At 74.6% G+C, this 20,222-nt stretch carries 20 protein-coding genes; 3 read left to right on the top strand and 17 right to left on the bottom strand.

Annotation, left to right across the window (positions count from 1 at the left end; genetic code table 11):
* Window positions 1–10 precede the first annotated feature (10 nt).
* From ACWPWW_RS01080 to ACWPWW_RS01070, 3 genes are all read left to right on the top strand, one after another.
* Window positions 11–793, top strand: a complete 783-nt coding sequence (locus ACWPWW_RS01080) for a peptidylprolyl isomerase (protein ID WP_454048499.1) — start codon at window positions 11–13, stop codon at window positions 791–793.
* Entirely contained in the window at window positions 790–2,613 is a 1,824-nt protein-coding gene (locus ACWPWW_RS01075) for a DUF349 domain-containing protein (protein WP_454048498.1), read from the top strand. The genes ACWPWW_RS01080 and ACWPWW_RS01075 overlap by 4 nt, the downstream gene beginning before the upstream one ends.
* A gap of 88 nt (window positions 2,614–2,701) precedes the next feature.
* Window positions 2,702–3,331, top strand: a complete 630-nt coding sequence (locus tag ACWPWW_RS01070; protein WP_454048497.1) for a hypothetical protein — start codon at window positions 2,702–2,704, stop codon at window positions 3,329–3,331.
* Here ACWPWW_RS01070 and ACWPWW_RS01065 read toward each other — a convergent pair.
* From ACWPWW_RS01065 to pgsA, 17 genes are all read right to left on the bottom strand, one after another.
* The gene (locus ACWPWW_RS01065; protein ID WP_454048496.1) at window positions 3,291–5,615 is read right to left on the bottom strand and encodes a RelA/SpoT family protein; all 2,325 of its coding nucleotides are present in this window, start codon (window positions 5,613–5,615) and stop codon (window positions 3,291–3,293) included. The two genes, ACWPWW_RS01070 and ACWPWW_RS01065, sit on opposite strands and share 41 nt — an antisense overlap.
* A gap of 159 nt (window positions 5,616–5,774) precedes the next feature.
* Entirely contained in the window at window positions 5,775–6,332 is a 558-nt protein-coding gene (locus ACWPWW_RS01060) for an adenine phosphoribosyltransferase (protein ID WP_454048495.1), read from the bottom strand.
* A complete protein-coding gene (gene secF / locus ACWPWW_RS01055; protein WP_454048494.1) occupies window positions 6,329–7,438 on the bottom strand; it encodes a protein translocase subunit SecF in 1,110 nt (369 codons plus the stop codon). The genes ACWPWW_RS01060 and secF overlap by 4 nt, the downstream gene beginning before the upstream one ends.
* Complete coding sequence (gene secD / locus ACWPWW_RS01050; RefSeq protein WP_454048493.1) at window positions 7,438–9,309, bottom strand: protein translocase subunit SecD; 1,872 nt, start codon at window positions 9,307–9,309, stop codon at window positions 7,438–7,440. Before secD ends, secF begins: the two co-directional genes overlap by 1 nt.
* 100 nt (window positions 9,310–9,409) lie before the next feature.
* On the bottom strand, window positions 9,410–9,832 hold the full coding sequence (yajC, locus tag ACWPWW_RS01045) for a preprotein translocase subunit YajC (RefSeq protein WP_454048492.1): 423 nt from the start codon (window positions 9,830–9,832) through the stop codon (window positions 9,410–9,412).
* Between the two features lie 147 nt (window positions 9,833–9,979).
* Window positions 9,980–11,035 (bottom strand): Holliday junction branch migration DNA helicase RuvB, encoded by a 1,056-nt coding sequence (gene ruvB / locus ACWPWW_RS01040; RefSeq protein ID WP_454048491.1) that lies wholly within the window; start codon window positions 11,033–11,035, stop codon window positions 9,980–9,982.
* The gene (gene ruvA, locus ACWPWW_RS01035; protein WP_454048490.1) at window positions 11,028–11,648 is read right to left on the bottom strand and encodes a Holliday junction branch migration protein RuvA; all 621 of its coding nucleotides are present in this window, start codon (window positions 11,646–11,648) and stop codon (window positions 11,028–11,030) included. The genes ruvB and ruvA overlap by 8 nt, the downstream gene beginning before the upstream one ends.
* A gap of 87 nt (window positions 11,649–11,735) precedes the next feature.
* Window positions 11,736–12,305: a crossover junction endodeoxyribonuclease RuvC gene (ruvC, locus tag ACWPWW_RS01030; RefSeq protein ID WP_454048489.1), complete on the bottom strand. Its 570-nt coding sequence runs from the start codon at window positions 12,303–12,305 to the stop codon at window positions 11,736–11,738.
* A 101-nt stretch (window positions 12,306–12,406) separates the two neighbouring features.
* Window positions 12,407–13,162 (bottom strand): YebC/PmpR family DNA-binding transcriptional regulator, encoded by a 756-nt coding sequence (locus tag ACWPWW_RS01025; protein ID WP_454048488.1) that lies wholly within the window; start codon window positions 13,160–13,162, stop codon window positions 12,407–12,409.
* 91 nt (window positions 13,163–13,253) lie between these two features.
* Window positions 13,254–13,880 (bottom strand): pyridoxal 5'-phosphate synthase glutaminase subunit PdxT, encoded by a 627-nt coding sequence (gene pdxT, locus ACWPWW_RS01020; protein ID WP_454048487.1) that lies wholly within the window; start codon window positions 13,878–13,880, stop codon window positions 13,254–13,256.
* 1 nt (window position 13,881) lies between these two features.
* A complete protein-coding gene (locus ACWPWW_RS01015) occupies window positions 13,882–15,105 on the bottom strand; it encodes a pyridoxal phosphate-dependent aminotransferase (RefSeq protein WP_454048486.1) in 1,224 nt (407 codons plus the stop codon).
* Between the two features lie 52 nt (window positions 15,106–15,157).
* Window positions 15,158–15,775: an NUDIX hydrolase gene (locus tag ACWPWW_RS01010; protein ID WP_454048485.1), complete on the bottom strand. Its 618-nt coding sequence runs from the start codon at window positions 15,773–15,775 to the stop codon at window positions 15,158–15,160.
* The gene (gene pdxS, locus ACWPWW_RS01005) at window positions 15,772–16,695 is read right to left on the bottom strand and encodes a pyridoxal 5'-phosphate synthase lyase subunit PdxS (RefSeq protein ID WP_454048484.1); all 924 of its coding nucleotides are present in this window, start codon (window positions 16,693–16,695) and stop codon (window positions 15,772–15,774) included. Before pdxS ends, ACWPWW_RS01010 begins: the two co-directional genes overlap by 4 nt.
* A gap of 88 nt (window positions 16,696–16,783) precedes the next feature.
* Window positions 16,784–17,416, bottom strand: coding sequence for a hypothetical protein (locus tag ACWPWW_RS01000; protein WP_454048483.1), 633 nt, complete (start codon window positions 17,414–17,416; stop codon window positions 16,784–16,786).
* Between the two features lie 16 nt (window positions 17,417–17,432).
* Window positions 17,433–18,623, bottom strand: a complete 1,191-nt coding sequence (locus tag ACWPWW_RS00995) for a glycosyltransferase family 4 protein (protein WP_454050372.1) — start codon at window positions 18,621–18,623, stop codon at window positions 17,433–17,435.
* Window positions 18,624–18,643: 20 nt separating this feature from the next.
* Window positions 18,644–19,615 carry a phosphatidylinositol mannoside acyltransferase gene (locus tag ACWPWW_RS00990; protein ID WP_454048482.1) on the bottom strand — a complete coding sequence of 324 codons (972 nt, stop codon included), beginning with the start codon at window positions 19,613–19,615 and terminating at the stop codon, window positions 18,644–18,646.
* Window positions 19,612–20,220 (bottom strand): phosphatidylinositol phosphate synthase, encoded by a 609-nt coding sequence (pgsA, locus tag ACWPWW_RS00985; RefSeq protein WP_454048481.1) that lies wholly within the window; start codon window positions 20,218–20,220, stop codon window positions 19,612–19,614. Before pgsA ends, ACWPWW_RS00990 begins: the two co-directional genes overlap by 4 nt.
* Window positions 20,221–20,222 lie beyond the last annotated feature (2 nt).

The following is a 20,222-nucleotide window of genomic DNA, read 5'->3' as shown; positions in this document are numbered from 1 at the left end:
AGGAGTGTGCGTGCCGTCCAGCAAGCGCGAGCGCGAGTACGAGCGCCGCCGGTACGAGAAGTGGCAGGAGCGCCAGGTCGCGAAGCGGGCCAGGCGCCGCCGCCAGCAGGTGATCGCCGGCGCCGTCGTCGGCGTGCTCGTGCTGGGCGTCGGCGTGACCGCCGGGATCGTGCTCTCGGGCACGGACGACCCCGCCGCCGGCACCGGGAGCACCCCGGACGCCACCACGGCCGCGACCACCCCGGCCGAGCGACTCGGCAACGGCGGCGTGCTCCCCGACGCCGCGCTCGCCGAGGGCCGCACCTGGACCGGCACCCTCACCACGAGCCAGGGCGACATCGGCATCGAGCTCGCGGGCGACCTCGCCCCGCAGGCCGTCGCGAGCTTCGTGACCCTGGCCCAGGAGGGCTACTTCGACGGGACCGACTGCCACCGCCTCACCACCAGCGGCATCTACGTGCTGCAGTGCGGCGACCCCACGGGCACCGGCACCGGCAGCCCGGGCTACGCGTTCGGCCCCATCGAGAACGCACCCGAGGACGACGTCTACCCGGCGGGCACCATCGCGATGGCGCGCCAGGGCGGCGACGGCGAGTCGATGGGGAGCCAGTTCTTCCTCGTCTACGAGGACTCGACCATCCCGGCGGACGACGCCGGCGGCTACACCGTGTTCGGCCGTATCACGTCGGGCCTCGACGTGGTGCAGGCAGTCGCTGACGCGGGCGTGAGCGGAGGTGCCTCCGACGGCACCCCGGCCACCCCCGTCACCATCGAGGGAGTGGAGACCCAGTGACCGAGACCCCCGACGAGCAGCAGCGCTCGCACGACAGCGACGAGGCCGCGGTGGCCACGACGACGCCGGACGCCGCGACGCCCGAGGACGCGGGCACCGCTCCGGAGATCACCGAGGAGCCGGCCGTCGAGGCCGCGCCCGAGGACGTCACGCCGGAGACCGCCCCCGAGGAGGCCGACGACGCTGTCGCGACGGAGGAGCCCGCCGCCGACGAGCAGGCCGCCCAGGAGCCCGCCTCCGACGCGGTCGCCACGGAGGAGGCCGCCGCCGACGCCGTCCCCGCCGACGTCCCCGCCGACGACTCCGCCGCCGACGAGCAGGCCGCAGACAAGCAGGCCGGCACCGCCACCGAGGCGCCGGCCGATGAGGCCGCCACCGAGCCGGATGCGCCCGCGACCTCCGAGGCGCCCGCGACCCCCGCCCCCGCGCCCCGCGCTCCCCTGCCCAGCGCCATGCGCCCGCGGCCGCGCCCGACCCCGGCGGCTCCGGGCGTCCCCGCCGCCGCGGCAGCCGCCCCGACGGTGCCGGCCGTCCCCGTGCCGGCACCCGACGACTCCGCCGAGGCCGCGGCAGCGACCGCGTTCGGCCGCGTCGACGAGGACGGCACCGTGTACGTCCGCGAGGCCGCGGGCGAGCGCGCCGTCGGGCAGTTCCCCGGCGCCACCCCGGACGAGGCCCTGGCGCTGTACGTGCGCCGGTTCCTCGACCTGCAGGCGAAGGTGGTGCTGTTCGAGGCCCGCCTCACGGCCACCGACCTCGCGGTCAAGGAGATCGACCAGACGCTCGCGCGCCTGACCGAGGAGACGGCCGAGCCCGCCGCGGTGGGCGACCTGGACGGGCTCCGGGCCCGGCTCGACGGGCTGCGGGCGACCGCGGCCGAGCGCCGCGCCGCGGTGGACGCCGAGCGGGCCGCCGCCCGGGCTGCTGCCCTCGAGGCGCGCACGCAGATCGTCGAGCGCGCCGAGAAGATCGCCGGCACCGATCCCGCCCGCATGCAGTGGCGTCCCGCGGGCGAGCAGCTGCGCACCCTGCTCGACGAGTGGAAGGAGGCGCAGCGGACGGGTCCGCGCGTCGACCGCACCTCGGAGGAGGCGCTCTGGAAGCGGTTCAGCCACGCCCGGACGACGTTCGACCGGGAGCGGCGGCACTACTTCGCCGAGCTCGAGTCGCGGAACGCGGGAGCGAAGGCGGCCAAGGAGGAGATCGTCCGCGAGGCCGAGCGCCTGCAGACGAGCACCGACTGGGGCGCCACCGCCGGCCAGTACCGCGACCTCATGGCGCGGTGGAAGGCCGCCGGGCGCGCGAGCCGGGCGGACGACGACGCGCTGTGGGCCCGGTTCCGCGCGGCGCAGGACACGTTCTTCCACGCCCGTGACGAGCTGAACGCGGCCACCGACCGCGAGTACGGCGCCAACCTGGAGGTGAAGGAGGCGCTGCTCGTCGAGGCCGAGGCCATCGACGTGTCCCGCGGTCTGGGCCAGGCCAAGGCGGCGCTCCGCTCGATCCAGGACCGCTGGGAGGCGGCCGGCAAGGTCCCGCGCGGCGACATCCAGCGCGTCGAGGCCCGCCTGCGTGCCGTCGAGAGCACCATCCGCGACGCCGACCAGGCCGAGTGGCGGCGCACCAACCCCGAGACCCGCGCGCGGGCCGAGGGCGCCCTGGCGCAGCTCGAGAACGCGATCGCCCAGCTCGAGGCCGACCTGGCCACGGCTCAGGCCGGTGGCGACCAGCGGAAGGTCGCCGACGCGCAGGCCGCCCTCGACGCGCGCCGGGCCTGGCTGGAGCAGGTGCAGCGGGCCGCGCAGGACTCGCGCGGCTGACCCGCCTCCCGGCCGACACGCCGGGCGTCGTCCACAGGATGCCGGTCGCCCCTCGCCCCGTGCGGGGGTCGACCGGCATCCTGCTGCGATGACCCCCCAGCCTCCGCCGCCGGACGTTCCGGACCCCGCCGCGACGGCCCTGGTGCGCCGCGAGGACGTCGGCGACATCGCCTGGCAGGTGCTCCTGCGCGACGGGGACCTGGTGCGGCTCCGCGAGGACGTCGCCCTGCCGGCGCGCGTCGTCGCCACCGCCGCGCTCCGCGCCGCCGCGCTGGCGCCCCTCGTCCCGGTGCGCTGCGTCGTGGGCCGCGGCTCGGCGGTCTGGGTGCACCTCGGCGGACCGGACCCCGGCCGCGTGCAGGTGGTCGCGCCGCGCGACGTGCGGGTGCCGGAGCCGGCACCGGGCCGCGCCTCCATGGTCGCCGACCTGGCGGACCGGGACGTAGTCGTGCTGGGCGCGGTGCGCGTGACGACACCGCGGCGCACCGCCGTCGACCTGCTCAGCCACGACCCGCCCGACCAGGCCCTGGCTCAGCTCGCCCGGCTGCGCGCGGCCGGGCTGGACCTGGCCCAGGTGCGGGCGGACGTCGCGCAGGCCGCAGGGCGCCGGGGCGTGCGTGCCGCCGCGGCACTGCTCCCCCGCCTCGACGCCGTGCCCCGTGCGGGCGACGAGGCGGTCAGGCCTCGACGACCGGCTGGTCGGCCTTCGCGCCCGTGATGCGGTAGACGTCGAACACGCCCTCGACCTTGCGCACGGCCGACAGCACGGACGCCAGGTGCGACGGCTCGGCCATCTCGAACACGAACCGGGACATGGCCACGCGGTCGCGGGAGGTCGACACCGACGCCGACAGGATGTTGACGTGGTGGTCGGACAGCACCCGCGTGACGTCCGACAGCAGCCGGCTGCGGTCCAGCGCCTCGACCTGGATCTGCACCAGGAACAGCGCCGTGCTGCTCTGGCTCCAGGAGACGTCGACCATCCGCTCGGGCTGCTCCCGCAGCGACGTGACGTTGATGCAGTCGGACCGGTGGACGCTGACGCCCTGGCCGCGGGTCACGAACCCGACGATGTCGTCGCCCGGCACCGGCGTGCAGCACTTGGCGAGCTTGACCCAGATGTCGTCGACGCCCTTGACCACGACGCCGGGGTCGCCGGTGCGGACCCGCCGGGCGGTCTGCCCGGGGCGCGCGACCTCGGCGATGTCCTCCTCGGCGCCGGGCTCCCCGCCCATGGCGTGCACGAGACGCTGCACCACCGTGGCGGCCGAGACCTGGCCCTCGCCGATCGCGGCGTAGAGGGCGGAGACGTCGGCGTACCGCATCTCGTTGGCGAGCGCGACGAGCGACTCGTGGGACAGCAGGCGCTGGATCGGCAGGTTCTGCTTGCGCATCGCCTTGGCGATGGCGTCCTTGCCGTGCTCGATCGCCTCCTCGCGCCGCTCCTTGGTGAACCACTGGCGGATCTTGTTGCGGGCGCGCGGGCTGGTGACGAAGCCGAGCCAGTCGCGGGACGGGCCCGCGGTCTCGGACTTGGAGGTGAACACCTCGACGACGTCGCCGTTCTCCAGCGTCGAGTCGAGCGGGACCAGGCGGCCGTTGACCCGGGCGCCCATCGTGCGGTGCCCGACCTCGGTGTGCACCGCGTACGCGAAGTCCACCGGCGTCGCCCCGGCGGGCAGCGCCATCACGTCGCCCTTCGGCGTGAAGACGTAGACCTCGCCGTCGGCGATCTCGAACCGCAGGGAGTCCAGGAACTCCGACGGGTCGGCGGTCTCCTTCTGCCAGTCGACGAGCTGGCGCAGCCACGCCATGTCGTTGCCGTCGGTGTCGGTCCCGCCGGCGCCCTTGGCGTTCTCCTTGTACTTCCAGTGCGCGGCGACGCCGTACTCGGCCCGCCGGTGCATGTCGTGCGTGCGGATCTGGATCTCCACCGGCTTGCCGCCGGGGCCGATCACCGTCGTGTGCAGCGACTGGTAGAGGTTGAACTTGGGCATCGCGATGTAGTCCTTGAACCGGCCGGGGACCGGGTTCCACCGCGCGTGCAGGGCGCCGAGCGCCGCGTAGCAGTCGCGCACCGTGTCGACCAGGACGCGCACGCCCACCAGGTCGTAGATGTCGGCGAAGTCGCGGCCCCGCACGATCATCTTCTGGTAGATCGAGTAGTAGTGCTTCGGGCGGCCGGTGACCGTCGCCTTGATCTTCGCGGTGCGCAGGTCCGCGCCGACCTGGTCGCGGACGACCGCCAGGTACTCCTCGCGAGCGGGCGCGCGCTCGGCCACCAGGTGCACGATCTCGTCGTAGACCTTGGGGTAGAGCGTCGAGAACGACAGGTCCTCGAGCTCCCACTTGATGGTGTTCATGCCGAGGCGGTGCGCCAGGGGCGCGTAGATCTCGAGGGTCTCGCGGGCCTTCTTCTCGGCGGACGCCGCCGGGACGAACTTCCAGGTGCGGGCGTTGTGCAGCCGGTCCGCGAGCTTGATGACCAGCACGCGGATGTCCCGGGACATCGCGACGACCATCTTGCGCACGGTCTCCGCCTGCGCGGCGTCCCCGTAGGTCACCTTGTCCAGCTTGGTGACGCCGTCGACGAGCATGGCGATCTCGGGGCCGTACTCGGTGCGCAGCTGCTCGAGGGAGTACGAGGTGTCCTCGACCGTGTCGTGCAGCAGCGCCGCCGCCAGCGTCGGCGGGGTCATGCCCATCTCGGCGAGGATGGTCGCGACCGCGACAGGATGCGTGATGTACGGGTCGCCGCTCTTGCGGAGCTGCCCCCGGTGGGCGCGCTCCGCCGTCGCGTACGCCCGCTCGAGCAGGCCGAGGTCGGCGCGCGGGTGGTTGGTGCGGACGGCCTGCAGCAGCGGCTCGATCACCGGCGACTGCTGCGGACCCCTGCCCTGCCCGAACCGGGCCAGGCGCGAGCGCACGCGGCTGGTGCTGCCCGTGGTCGTGGCGGCCTCCGGCGGCGTGTCGGGGGCAGACGTCCGAACCTGGTCCGCCATGCGCGCCTCCCGCCGTGCCGGGGTGTCCGGCTGTCCTGGCCCTACCGGCCTGCACCGGCCGGCACCCGCGAGGTCGCCGGTGCCGGCCGGTGGGCCGCTGATCCGCACGATTCTACGGCGTCCCCGCCGCCGGGCGGGGTCAGCCGGTCGCCGAGCGCGTCAGCCGACCTCGAGCAGCGCGTCGACGTGGTGCCCGGCCAGCCGCGACCGGCCCGGCAGGAACGTCAGGTCCATGAGGAACGACAGCCCCACGACCTCCGCCCCGCACTCCTCGAGCAGCTCGACGGTGGCCGCCGCGGTGCCGCCGGTGGCGAGCACGTCGTCGACCACGAGCACCCGCGCACCCGCCGGCACCGTGAACGGGTGCAGCTCGACCGTGGCGGCGCCGTACTCCAGCTGGTAGTCGCGGCGCGCGACCGGTCCGGGCAGCTTGCCGGCCTTGCGCACCGGCAGGAAGCCGGCGCCCAGGGCCAGGGCGACCGGGGCGGCGAGGATGAACCCGCGGGCCTCCATGCCGGCGACCAGGTCGACCGGGCCGGGCACCCGCGCAGCCATCTCGGCGACGACGGCGGCGAACGCGGGTCCGTCCGCGAGCAGCGGGGTGATGTCCTTGAACACCACGCCGGCCGTCGGGTAGTCGGGCACGTCGCGGACGAGCGCCTCGATCCGCTCGACCAGCGCCTGGCCCGTCAGGGCGTCCTCCTGGGTGCCGCTCATCGTCGACCCTTCTTCCTGCGCGGCTGCGCCGCGACGCCCTGGTGGCCGCCCGCGCGCACCTGCCCGGTGTACCGGCCGACGGCGACCTCCTCGTGGTCCGTCCCGCCGTCCGTGCCCGTGCTCCCCGCGGCGCGGGCCCGCAGGGCCACGACCTTGGCGGTGTGCTCGCGGATCGGCTGCTCGCGGAGGCGCAGGGCGACCTCGAGCGGCGTGGCGAGGAAGATCGAGGAGAACGCACCGACCAGCATGCCGACGAACAGCGCGAGGGCGATGTCCCGCAGCGTGCCGGCGCCGAGCACGAACGCCCCGATGAACAGGATGCCCGCCACCGGCAGCAGCGCCACGACCGAGGTGTTGATCGAGCGCACCAGGGTCTGGTTGACGGCCAGGTTGGCCCGCTCCTCGTAGGTGGCGCGGGTCTGGTCGGTGATGCCGGCCGTGTTCTCCCGCACCTTGTCGAACACCACGACCGTGTCGTAGATCGAGTAGCCGAGGATCGTGAGGAAGCCGATCACCGTCGCCGGGGTGACCTCCCAGCCGATCGCGGCGTAGACGCCCGCGGTGATGGCGATGTCGTGGAACAGCGCCACGATCGCGGCCAGCGCCATGCGCCAGTTCCGGAAGTAGATCGTCATGACCACGCTGACGAGCACCAGGAACACGACGAGGCTGGTCAGCGCCTTCTGCGACACGTCCTGGCCCCAGGTCGGGCCGATGAACGAGCTCGCGACGTCGTCCTCCGAGACGCCGTACGCGTCCTGGAGCGCCGTGCGGACCTGGTCGACCTGGTCCGCGGTGAGCTCGGCGGTCTGGATCCGCAGGGCGGAGGAGCCGACGTTGGTGACGCGCGGCACCTCCTCCGGCGAGACCTCGGTGACGGCGTCGATGGCCGGCTGCTGGTCGGTGCTGCTCGCGTTCGACACCGTGAACTCGGAGCCGCCGCGGAACTCGATGCCGGCGTGCAGGCCCGGCGTGATGAGCAGGATCGCCGAGATGACCACGAGAGCGCCGGAGATGCTGAACCACAGCTTCCGGCGGCCGACGATGTCGTACGAGCGGCGGCCCGTGTAGAGGTCGTTGCCCCACTGGGCGAAGTTGACGGCCATCAGGACTCGTTCCCCTCGGTGCGTCGTGCGGCGTCCTCGGGGGTGCTGCCGTCGTCGGGAGTGTCGTCGGCGGGGCCGTCGACGACGGGACCGGCGGTGCCTGCGCTGCCGGCCTGCGCGGCGCGGGCGGCGGCCCGGCGCTCGGCGATCGTGCCGCCGGCACCGACCGGCGCCGCCACCAGCGTCGACGTCGGGACGTCCAGGCCCGCGCCGGCCTCCGCCCCATCGGGCTCGGCGTCCGCGTCGGCCCGGCGGCCGTGCACGACGCGGCCGCGGCCGACGTAGCGGGTGGCCTCGGGGGCGCCGAGGCGCCGCGGGTCCAGGCCGGACAGCGGGTGGCCGGAGCCGAAGAACCGCGTCTTCGCGATCAGGCGCATCACCGGGTGGGTGAAGGTGAACACGATGAGCAGGTCGAGCAGGGTCGTGAGCCCGAGGGTGAACGCGAACCCGCGCACCGAGCCGACCGCGAGGAAGTACAGGACGATCGCGGCCAGGAAGTTCACCGCGTCGGACGCGATGATCGTCCGGCGCGCGCGCTCCCAGGCACGGTCGACGGCCGCCACCAGCGTCCGGCCCTCGCGCAGCTCGTCGCGGATGCGCTCGAAGTACACGATGAACGAGTCCGCGGTGATGCCGATGGCCACGATCAGGCCGGCGACGCCAGGGAGCGACAGCCGGTAGCCCTGGGTCCAGGACAGCAGCGTGACGACCCCGTACGTGAGCACGCCGGCGATCACCAGCGACGCCACCGTCACCAGGCCCAGCGCGCGGTACTGGAACAGCGAGTAGATCACCACGAGCAGCAGGCCGATGAGGCCGGCGATCAGGCCCTTCTCCAGCTGCTCGGAGCCGAGCGTGGCCGAGATCTGCTCCTCGCTCTGCACCTCGAAGCTCAGCGGCAGCGAGCCGAACTTCAGCTGGTTGGCCAGCGTCGTCGCCGTCTCCCGCGTGAAGCTGCCCGAGATCTCGGGCTTGCCGTCGGAGATCACCACGCCGGGGTCGAGCGACGGCGCCGAGATGACCAGGCCGTCCAGCACGATCGCGAACTGGTTCTGCGGAGCGGTCAGACCCTGCAGGCGCTCGGTCACGTCGGCGAACTCGCGGGTGCCGGCACCGTCGAACTCGATGTTCACGGCCCAGTTGTTCGTGACCGCGCCCGACTGGCTGACCTGCAGGCCCGAGCTGGCGTTCGCGATCCGCGACCCCTCGACCTCGACCGGGCCGAGCACGTACTTGACCGTGCCGGTCGGGTCGCAGGTGACGAGCGCCGCGTCCGCCGCACCCGACTGACCACCCGTGAGGTTGGCCGGGTCGGTGCAGTCGAGGGCGTCGTAGTCCGCCTGCACGGCCGGGGTGATGTAGTACTCCGCGTCGCTCGCGCTGTCCGGTGCGGCCTTCGTCGGCTCGTCGGAGGGCTCCTCGGCGGCGGCGGTCTCACCGGCCGTCGGCGTCGGCGTCGCGGCCGCGGTCGGCTCCGGGGCGCCGTAGGTCAGCACCGGCCGGAACTCCATCTGCGCGGAGGTCCGGACCAGGTCCAGCGTCTCCTCGCTGGGCCGGCCCGGCAGGGCCACCACGATGTTGGACCCGCCCTGGCTGGTGATCTCGGCCTCGGCGACCCCGGAGGAGTCGACACGCTGCCGGATGACCTCGATGGCCTGGGCGATGGTCTCCGAGGAGACGCTCGACTCGTCCTCGGCCACCGGCGCGAGGATCAGCTGCGTGCCGCCCTCGAGGTCGAGGGCCAGCTTCGGGGTCCACGTCGCGTCGGACCACCTCGTCCCGGCGAAGATCGCCCCGAAGACGGCGACCGTGAGGACGGCGAGCGTGAGCAGCGTGCGCGCCGGGTGGCGGCGACGGGTGGGTGGGGCCAACGGTTCGTCTTCTCTCGTGCGCGCACCGCCCGCTCAGGAGCGGGCGGTGCGGGTGGTGGGGGCGCGGACCCGGATCGGGACCGCGATCCCCCGCTCTCGACTACTGCTGGGGCTTCGTGGTGCTGTCGGGGCCCTCGTCGTCACGCGGCGGCTGCAGCGACGACAGGTCGTCCGGGACGTCGATGCGGCCCGGCGGGACGGCGCCCGGCTCGTCGCGCCACTCGGAGTCGTCCGCCAGCTCCTCGTCGTCCTCGACGACGTCCTCGACCGGCGGGTCGACCAGGCGGGCGATCGCGGCCTTGATCCACACGCTGCGGACGCCCGGGGTGGACTCCAGGGTGACCTCGTCGCCCTCGACCTCGATCACGGTCCCGTACATGCCGGAGCCGGTCATGACCCGCTGGCCGGGCTGCAGGTTGTCGCGGAAGCTGAGCTGCTCGCGCTGCGCCTTCCGCTGCCGGCTGGACAGCAGGAACATCGCCCCGATGCCGATGACGAGGATGATGAGGAAAGTCGGGTCCACGAAGAAGGCTCCTGATCGCAAATGACGTCGGCCGCAGTCTAGGTGCCGCGGCTCCGGGCTCCTAACGACTGCGCACGCGCGTCGGTTCCCACATCCTCCCGCGCCCCGGCAGCGGAGTCGAGCGCCGGGGCGGGCCGACGCCCGGGCTCAGCCGAACAGCGTGCCGGTGGGCGCGGGGGCGTCGAGCCCGAGGTGGGCCCACGCGTCCGGCGTCGCCACGCGGCCGCGCGCGGTCCGGCCGATCAGGCCCTCGCGCACCAGGAACGGCTCGGCGACGGTCTCCACCGTCTCCGGCTCCTCCCCCACGGCCACGGCCAGCGTGGTGAGGCCCACCGGGCCGCCGCCGAACCGCGTGCACAGGGCCGTGAGCACCGCGCGGTCGAGCCGGTCCAGCCCGAGGCGGTCGACCTCGTACACCTCGAGCGCCGCACGGGCCGCCGCCAGCGACAGGGTCCCGTCGCCGCGGACCTGCGCCCAGTCGCGGACGCGGCGCAGCAGCCGGTTGGCGATGCGGGGCGTCCCGCGCGACCGCGACGCGATCTCCGCGGCGGCCTCGTGGGCGAGCGGGACGTCGAGGAGGCCCGCGGAGCGCAGCAGCACGCGCTCCAGCTCGTCGTCGGCGTAGAAGTCCAGGTGGCCGGTGAAGCCGAACCGGTCCCGCAGCGGCGCGGGCAGCAGGCCCGCGCGGGTGGTGGCGCCGACCACGGTGAACGGCGGCAGCGCGAGGGGGATCGCGCTCGCGCCCGCGCCCTTGCCGACGACCACGTCGACGCGGAAGTCCTCCATCGCGACGTACAGCAGCTCCTCGGCGGGCCGGGCGAGCCGGTGGATCTCGTCGATGAAGAGGACCTCGTTCTCCTCCAGCGAGGAGAGGATCGCCGCGAGGTCGCCGGCGTGCTGGACGGCGGGACCGCTCGTCACGCGCAACGACGTGCCCAGCTCCGCGGCGATGATCATGGCCAGCGTGGTCTTGCCCAGCCCGGGCGGCCCGGACAGCAGCACGTGGTCCGGCGCGCGACCCCGGCCGAGGGCGGCCTGCAGCACGAGCGACAGCTGCTCGCGCACGACCTTCTGCCCGACGAACTCGTCCAGGTGCCGCGGGCGCAGGGCGGCCTCGGCGGCGCGCTCGAGCTCGTCCGCACCCGGGCGGACCAGCGACTCCGGGCCGTCGTCCGGCAGGTCGTCCGGCAGGTCGTCAGCCACGTCCGCCGCCCAATGTGCGCAGGGCCGCGCGGAGCAGGCCCGCGACCTCGGCCTCCCCCACCGGCTCGTCGCTGCCGTCGAGCACCGACGTGACGGCGTCCTGCGCGGCCTTGAGGTTCCAGCCCAGCCCGACCAGCGCCTCGACCACCTGGTCGCGCCGGTCCGCCGGCCCGGCCGCCACGGGGGCGCCGGCGCCGGCCTGGACGTCCCGGGGCACGCCCAGCCGGTCGGCGAGCTCGAGCACGATCCGCTGCGCGCCCTTGTGGCCGATGCCGGGAACGCGCTTGAGGGCGGCCAGGTCCTCCCCCGCCACCGCGCGGCGCAGCCCGTCCGGGGTGTGCACCGCCAGCATCGCCAGCGCGAGCCGCGGCCCGACGCCGCTGACGGTCTGCAGCACCTCGAACACCTCGCGCTCGTCGGCGTCCGCGAACCCGAACAGCGTCAGCGAGTCCTCGCGGACCACCAGCTGGGTGTGCAGCAGCGCCGTCTGACCCACCCGCAGGCCTGCCAGCGTCGCCGGGGTCGCCTGCACGAGCATGCCGACCCCGCCGACCTCCACCACCGCGGCGTCCAGCCGCACGGCCAGCACCGTCCCGTGCACCGAGGCGATCACACCGGCTCCTTCCCGTCGGACGTCGGCGTGCAGTCTGCCACGGGTGCGAACACCTGTACGAACGACACGCGCGCCCGGGTGCCGCGGTCAGGCGCGGACGCGGCGCGCGGCCTGCTCCGCCTGCGCCCAGGCGCGCTGCGCGGCGGTCATCGAGCCCGGCGCACGCTGGGGGGTGCCCACCGCGCCGGCGGGGCGCCAGAGGTGGCAGATCGCCAGCGCCAGCGCGTCCGCCGCGTCGGCGGGCTTCGGCAGGGCGTCGAGGGACAGCAGCCGGGCGACCATCGTCTGCACCTGCAGCTTCTCGGCCCGTCCGTTGCCGGTGACCGCGGCCTTGACCTCCGACGGCGTGTGCATGGCGACGGGGATCCGCCGCCGCGCGGCCGCGAGCATCGCGATCCCCGCCACCTGGGCCGTCCCCATGACCGTGCTGACGTTGTGCTGGGCGAACACCCGCTCCACCGCGAGGGCGTCGGGCGCGTGCTCCTCGAGCCACTCGTCGATGCTCGCCGCGATGGTGAGCAGGCGCTGGTCGATGTCCGCCGACGGGGCGCTCTGCGCGACGCCGACCGCGACCATCCGGACCTTCCGCCCCGGCAGGCCGTCGACGACGCCGAGCCCGCACCGCGTCAGGCCGGGGTCCACACCGAGTACGCGCACCCCTGCAGTCTCCCAGGCCGGGGGTCCCGCACCCGGCCGGACGCGCCGACGCCCCGCGCGGCTCGGGGCCGGGCGGGGCGTCGGTGCGTCGTGCGTCGGCGTCAGTCGTCCTCGAGCTCCGCCATGACCTCGTCCGAGGCGTCGAAGTTCGCGTAGACGTTCTGCACGTCGTCCGAGTCCTCGAGCGCGTCGATCAGCCGGAAGATCTTGCGGGCGCCCTCGGCGTCGACCTCGATCTGGGTGGCCGGGTGGAACACGACGTCCGCGGAGTCGTACTCGATGCCCGCATCCTGCAGCGCCGTGCGCACGGCGACCAGGTCGGTCGCCTCGGACAGCACCTCGAAGGCCTCGCCCGCGTCGTTGACCTCCTCCGCGCCGGCCTCCAGCACGGACATCATCACGTCGTCCTCGGTGGTGCCCTCCTTCGGGACCATGACGACGCCCTTGCGGGAGAACAGGTAGGCCACCGAGCCGGGGTCGGCGAGCTGGCCGCCGCTGCGGGTGAACGCCACGCGGACGTCGGCCGCGGCGCGGTTGCGGTTGTCGGTGAGGCACTCGACCAGGAACGCCACGCCGCCGGGGCCGTAGCCCTCGTAGAGGATCGTCTGGTAGTCGGCGCCGCCGGCCTCGGCACCCGAGCCGCGCTTGACCGCGCGGTCGATGTTGTCGTTCGGGACCGAGGTCTTCTTCGCCTTCTGGATGGCGTCGAACAGCGTCGGGTTGCCCGCGGGGTCACCGCCGCCCGTGCGGGCGGCCACCTCGATGTTCTTGATCAGCTTCGCGAAGAGCTTGCCGCGCTTCGCGTCGATCACGGCCTTCTTGTGCTTCGTGGTGGCCCACTTGGAGTGACCCGACATCGCTTCGTACCCTCTCGTTCCAGCGCCTCGACCGACGTCGCCGGCGGACCAACGGTGCGGCACCGCCCGGCAGCGGACGGCGCCGGCGCGCTCACACGGCGTCGCGGACGATCTCGACGAACAGTCGGTGCACCCGCGTGTCCCCCGTCACCTCCGGGTGGAAGGACGTGGCGAGCAGCGGTCCCTGGCGCACCGCGACGATCCTACCGGCGGCAGGCCCGGACTCCACGCGGGCGAGCGCCGTGGCCGCCGGCCCCACCTCGTCGACCCAGGGCGCGCGGATGAAGACGGCGTGCACGGGGTCGTCCCCGGAGTCGGGGACCCCGTCGATCCGCAGGTCCGACTCGAAGGAGTCGACCTGCCGCCCGAAGGCGTTCCGCCGGACGGTGACGTCCAGCCCGCCGAGCGTCCGCTGGCCGTCGATGCCCCCGACGATCCGGTCGGCCAGCAGGATCATGCCGGCGCACGACCCGTAGGCGGGCATCCCGCCGGCCAGCCGCTCCCGCACGGGGCCGTCGAGCTCGAACGCCCGGAGCAGCTTGTCGATGGTGGTGGACTCGCCGCCGGGCAGGACCAGGGCGTCGACGGCGTCGAGCTCGCTGGTCCGGCGCACGGGGACGGCGGTGGCGCCGCTCGCCTCGAGGGCGGCGACGTGCTCGCGGACGTCGCCCTGCAGGGCCAGGACACCGATGGTGGGAGAGGCGCTCACACCTCTCATCCTACGAATCGCCGGACGCCGGTGCCGTCGGCGCCGTGAGCGCGGCCGCGGCGGCCACGGGCACCTCGACCGCCGTCCAGTCCCGCACCAGGTCCGCGAGCCGGGCCAGCCCCTCCAGGAGCGCCGCCCGGTCGCTCGCCAGCGAGACGCGGACCATGCCCTCGCCGCCCGCGCCGAACGCGCTGCCCGGCGACACCGACACGTGCCGCTCGTCCAGGAGACGGAGCGCGAACGCCTCGGAGTCGGTGGTCGCCGCCGACACGTCGACCATCAGGTAGAACGCGCCGAGCGGCGGCACGGACGGCACGCCGCGCGCGTCCAGCAGCGCGACCGCGGCGTCGCGCCGCTCGCGGTACGAGGCCACCGCGGCGACCACGTCGTCCTGGGGCCCGGTCAGCGCGGCGAGGGCCGCGCGCTGGCTGACCGAGGACGGGCAGGCGACGGTCGCCTCCGCGACCTGGCCGAGCAGGTCCACGACCCCGGGGTCGCGCGCCACGACGTAGCCGAGCCGCCAGCCGGTCATCGCGTAGGTCTTGGAGAACGAGAAGAACGTGAGCACACGGCCGTCGGTGTCGAAGGTGGCGGGGCTGACGTGCGGGGCGTCGAAGGTGATCGCCTCGTAGCACTCGTCGGACAGCACCCACAGGTCCCGCTCGCGGGCGAGCTCCACCACGCCGGCGAGCAGCTCGGGCGGGTACATCGCACCGGTCGGGTTGTTCGGCGAGCACACGACGACCGCCTTGGTCGCGGGCGTGATCGACGCGGCGATGTCGGCCAGCGTCGGCACGAAGCCGTTCGCGGCGTGCGCGGGGTAGGTCGCCACGCCGACCCCCGCGGCCACGGCGGCCATCCGCCAGTTCGGGAACTCGGGGTCGGGCAGCAGGATCTCGTCACCCGGGCCGGCCAGCGCGTTGATCGCCATCGCGAGCCCGTGCATCGCCCCGTGCGTCACGACGACGTCGGACGCGGTCACGTCGAGCCCGTTGACCCGGCGCACCTTCTCGGCCAGCGCGGCGCGCAGCTCGGGCGTCCCGGTGCTCGACGTGTACGCGGTGTGCCCGGCGGCGGCGTCACGGCCGGCGGCCGCCACGACGTGCGCGGGGGTCGGCACGTCCGGCTCGCCGATCTCCAGCCGGATGGCCTGCGGGTCGCGCAGGGCGAGCTCCATCAGGGTGCGGATGCCGCTGCGGTGGATGCGGGTGACGGGCGACGTGGAGAGGGGCACCGGCGCACCCTAGCGGAGAACCGGGCCCGGAAGTTACTCCCTGGTAACAGCGTCAGCGGTCGTGCTGGGGGCCGAGGTGACGGGTCACGCCGTCCCACCCGCGCAGCAGCGGGCGCACCAGGTCGGCGAGCCCCTCGGGGAACACCTCCCGCGACTCGGCGTCCAGGTCGTCCAGGTGCCACCAGCGCAGCTCGTCGAGCAGGTCCAGCTCGACGTCGGTCCACCCGTCGCGGCCGATGGCGTCGGTGTCGAGGACGGACCCGACGCGCGCCACGAAGAACTCCTCGTCCTGGCGGCACCGCTCGGCGTAGAAGTCGAAGATCCCGGTCCGGGTCAGCACCGGCCCGACCAGGTCGCCCGGGTCCAGCACCAGGCCCGTCTCCTCGCGCACCTCGCGCACGGCTGCGGCCAGGGACGACTCCCCCGGGTCGATCCCGCCGCCGACGGTGAACCACCACGACCGCTCGGGCTGGTCGGCGTCGTGCCCGCGGACCAGCAGCAGCCGGTCGTCGGCGTCGAGCAGCAGCACCCGCGCGGCACGCCGGAACCGCAGCCCGTCCTCGCCCAGCACCCAGTCGGCGCCGAGCGCGGACGCGGTCGTCCCGGACGGCGACGGCCCGCCGGCCCCCGAGGGGGTCGACGGGCCGTCGGTCGGCAGGGCGCTCGTCACCAGCCGCGCTCGGCGAGCCGGTGCGGGACGGGCACGTCGTCGACGTTGATGCCGACCATGGCCTCGCCGAGGCCGCGGGACACCTTCGCGATGACGTCCGGGTCGTCGTAGAACGTGGTCGCCTTGACGATCGCGGCGGCGCGCTCGGCGGGGTTGCCGGACTTGAAGATGCCGGAGCCCACGAACACGCCCTCGGCGCCGAGCTGGCGCATCATCGCGGCGTCCGCCGGCGTGGCGATGCCGCCGGCGGTGAACAGCACGACGGGCAGCTTGCCCGCGCGGGCGACCTCGACGACCAGGTCGTACGGCGCCTGCAGCTCCTTCGCGGCGAGGAACAGCTCGTCCTCGGGCAGCGAGGACAGGCGGCGGATCTCGTCGCGGATGGTGCGCATGTGCGTGGTGGCGTTGGAGACGTCGCCGGTGCCGGCCTCGCCCTTGGAGCGGATCATCGCCGCGCCCTCGGTGATGCGGCGCAGCGCCTCGCCCAGGTTGGTCGCGCCGCACACGAACGGGGCGGTGAACTGCCACTTGTCGATGTGGTGCGCGTAGTCGGCCGGGGTCAGCACCTCGGACTCGTCGATGTAGTCCACGCCGAGGCTCTGCAGGACCTGCGCCTCGACGAAGTGGCCGATGCGGGCCTTGGCCATCACCGGGATGGAGACGGTGCTGATGATGCCGTCGATCAGGTCGGGGTCGCTCATCCGCGCGACGCCGCCCTGGGCCCGGATGTCGGCGGGCACGCGCTCGAGCGCCATGACGGCGACCGCGCCGGCGTCCTCGGCGATCTTGGCCTGCTCGGCGGTGACGACGTCCATGATCACGCCGCCCTTGAGCATCTCCGCCATGCCGCGCTTGACGCGCGCGGTGCCGACCGCGGGGGCGTCGGCGGCGGTGACGGGCTGGCTGGTCTCGCTGGTCACTGAGGGCCTCACATCTCGAGGGGAGGGTGGCGGGTTTCCACCGCCCATCCTAATCCGCACCCGGGGGCGCGTCGGCGGCGTCCACAGGTCAGGCCGCGGCCGGCGGGCGACCCGGGCGGCCCAGCGCCGGCGGCCAGGCGTCGTCCAGCTCGAGGGTCTGCGGCATGGGTGCCCGCCCCGCGAGCCGCAGGGTGCGCACCGCCCAGCCGCGGCGCATCCGCTGCGCCTGGGCGACGGCCTCGTTGTGGAACCGGCGCGCCAGCTGCACGCGGTACCAGGCGTCGGCCAGGGCGTCGAGCAGCTCGTCGGCCCCGGGCTCCTCGCGCAGCGCGGCGACCTCGGCGGGGTCGTCGAGCGCCTCCCGGAGCGTCGAGGAGAGCTCGCTCTCGATCAGCCCGCGCTCGTCCGGGCCGCTGCCCGGCCGGCCGGGTGCCGCCAGCTCGTCCGGCAGCCGGGCCATGCCCTGGGTCTGCGGCTGGTTGGCCGCGATCGACGCCCAGGACGCCTCGCCGATCAGCACCGAGCTGACCGGGTCCAGCACCCCGGACGCCGCGAGCGTCGACGCGGCCGACGCGCGGCGCAGCAGCTGCGTGTCCACGACCGCGCCGGAGGCGGCGACCTTGCGGTGCAGCCGGTCGATGCGCGACGCGGCCACCCAGGACCACCACAGCACCAGCAGCACGACGGCGACGACCACGACCGCGGTCTCCGACCAGCTCATCGCACGCCCTCCGCGCTCACTCGTCGCCCCGCAGGCGGCGCAGGGCGGTCCGGGCGCCGCGCAGCGACGTCGGGTCCTCGCCGACGGGCAGCTCGCTGCCCTCGACGGCCATCTCGTACACCGTGAGCACCTCGTGGGTCACGGACGACCAGTCGTACCGGCCCACCGCCGACTCCCCCGCCGCCGCCACCCGGGCGCGCCGGTCCGGGTCGCCGAGGAGCTCGACCAGGGTGCGGGACAGGTCGGCGGAGTCGCCGGTCCGGAACAGCACCCCGGCCTCGCCGTCGGCCAGCACGCGCCGGAACGCGCCGAGGTCCGAGGCCACGACGGCGGTCCCGGCGCTCATCGCCTCGACCAGCACGATGCCGAACGACTCGCCGCCCGTCTGCGGCGCGCAGTACACGTCCGCCGAGGCGAGCAGCCGCGCCTTCTCGTCGTCGCTGATCCCGCCGAGGAACTCCACGGCGTCGGCGTCGTCGCCCAGCAGCTCGCGGGCCTCCTCCGGGCCCGTCTCGCCCCGGCCGGCGACCAGGACCCGCACCCCGGGAACCGCACGGCGCACGGCCGGCACGGCGTCCAGCAGCACGGGCAGCCCCTTGCGCGACTCGTCCAGCCGGCCCAGGAACACCACCGTCGGCCGCTCGGGCGTGCCGACCCAGCGGGGGTCGGTCCCGGCACGCGCGAACGCGTCGACGTACACGCCGTTCGGGATCACGACGGCGTCGCCGCCCAGGTGCTCGACCAGCGTCCGGCGGGCGTCCTCGGACACCGCGATCCGGGCGCTGATCTTCTCGAGCGACTGCCGCACCAGCGGGTAGGCCAGCTGCAGCGACCGGGACCGGACCAGCGACGAGTGGAACGTCGCGACCACCGGGCCGTCGGCGATCCACAGGGCCAGCATGCTCAGCGACGGGGTGACCGGCTCGTGCAGGTGCAGCACGTCGAACTGCCCGGCCTCGAGCCAGCGCCGCACGCGCGCCGCGGTCAGCGGCCCGAAGGTCACCCGGGCGACGGCGCCGTTGTACCGGACCGGCACGGCCCGGCCCGCCGACGTCATGTACGCGGGGATCGGGGTGTCGTCGTCCGCGGGCGCCAGCACCGAGACGCTGTGCCCGCGCTCGATCAGCGCCTCGGCGAGGTCGCGCACGTGGAACTGCACGCCGCCCGGCACGTCGAAGGAGTACGGGCAGACGATGCCCACCCGCAGCGGCCGCGCGGGCGCGGCCGTCACGACGCGCCCTCGGCGGCGAGCGTCCGCGCGTACCGCTCCGCGTCGAGGTCCGCGACGAACACCTTCTGCAGCATGTGCCAGTCCTGCGGCGCCCGGTCGATGCCGGCCGCGAGCTCGTCGACCCAGGCCTGCGTGAGCGCGCGCACGCGGTCGGCACGCGGCACGTCCTCGGGGACCGTCAGCAGCCGGCCGAACTCGATGACGACGCCCCACGGCGACCCCGCCGCGCGGCGCCGCTCGCCGTGCAGCCGCTCGTACGTGATCGAGGCGGAGCACAGCGGCGCGCCGGTGGCCACGGCGAGGGCGGCGGGACCCGCGGCCACCCGCGCGCGCTCGCCGAACAGGTCGACCTCGACGCCGCGCGCGGTCAGGTCGCGGTCGGCCAGCAGCGGCACCAGGCCGCCGGTGGGCTGCTTGACGGCGCGCACCAGCTCGCGGAACACCCCGCCGCCCGACCCGGACAGCGGGATGATCTCGAGCCCCAGGCCTTCGCGGAACGCGAGGAACTCCTGGAACAGCGCCTCGGGCTTCAGCCGCTCGGCGACGGTGACCGTGCGGCCCAGGTGCCGGGTCGCCCACGCCCCGGCCAGGTCCCAGTTGCCCAGGTGGCCGAGCGCCAGGACGGTCATCCGGTCCTCGGCGATGAGCTGCTGGACGTCGCCGCCGTCGACCAGGCGCACCCGGGCCGCGATCTGCTCCTGGCTCATCCCGACCAGCGCGAAGGACTCGCCGTAGTACCGCATGTACGAGCGCATCCCCAGCAGCGTCAGCCGGCGGAGCTCCTCGGGCCGCGCGTGCGGGCGGACCCGCCGCAGGTTCGCCTCCAGCTGTCGCACGCCGGAGCCGCGGAGCAGCCACAGGACGTCCGCCACCAGCCGGAACACCCCGCGCACCACCGGGTCGGGGACCTTGCCCACGACGCGCCAGGCGAGGGCGAACAGCCGCGCCATGTCGATGCGTGCCGTCACGCCGTGCCCACCGCCTGGCGCCGCACGGTGGCCATCCGCTGGACGATCGTCACCAGCGAGGCGACCGCGAGCAGGGCCAGCACGACGACCAGCACGACCTGCGGCAGGCCGAGGCCCACCAGCAGCGTCGCGACCAGCACGGCCGCCAGCCGGTCGGCGCGCTCGGCGATCCCGACCTGCGCGGTCATGCCGAGACCCTCGGCTCGGGCCCGGGCGTAGGGCACGACCGAGCCCAGCACCAGGCACGCCAGCGCCGTGCCGACGCCCCAGGCGGAGTCGCCCTCGCCCGCGAACCAGAGCACGAGGCCGGTGAAGATCGCGGCGTCGCCGAACCGGTCCAGCGTCGAGTCGAGGAACGCGCCCCACGGGCCGGACCGGCCGGAGCGGCGGGCCATCACGCCGTCCAGGCTGTCGGTGAGCACGAACAGCCCGATCACCAGGCTGGCCGCGAGGAAGTGGCCGGTCGGGTACAGCCAGAGCGCCGCGGCGACGACGGCCACGGTCCCGGCGATGGTCACCGCGTCGGGCGACACCCCGCGCTTGAGGAGCGCGTCGGCCACGGGCGTGAAGATCCGCGTCATGGCCCCGCGCAGTCGGTTCAGCACCT

Source organism: Cellulomonas sp. Marseille-Q8402 (assembly GCF_965119525.1).
The sequence above is the reverse complement of the archived record's forward strand: the minus strand, read 5'-3'. Positions and strand labels throughout refer to the sequence as shown.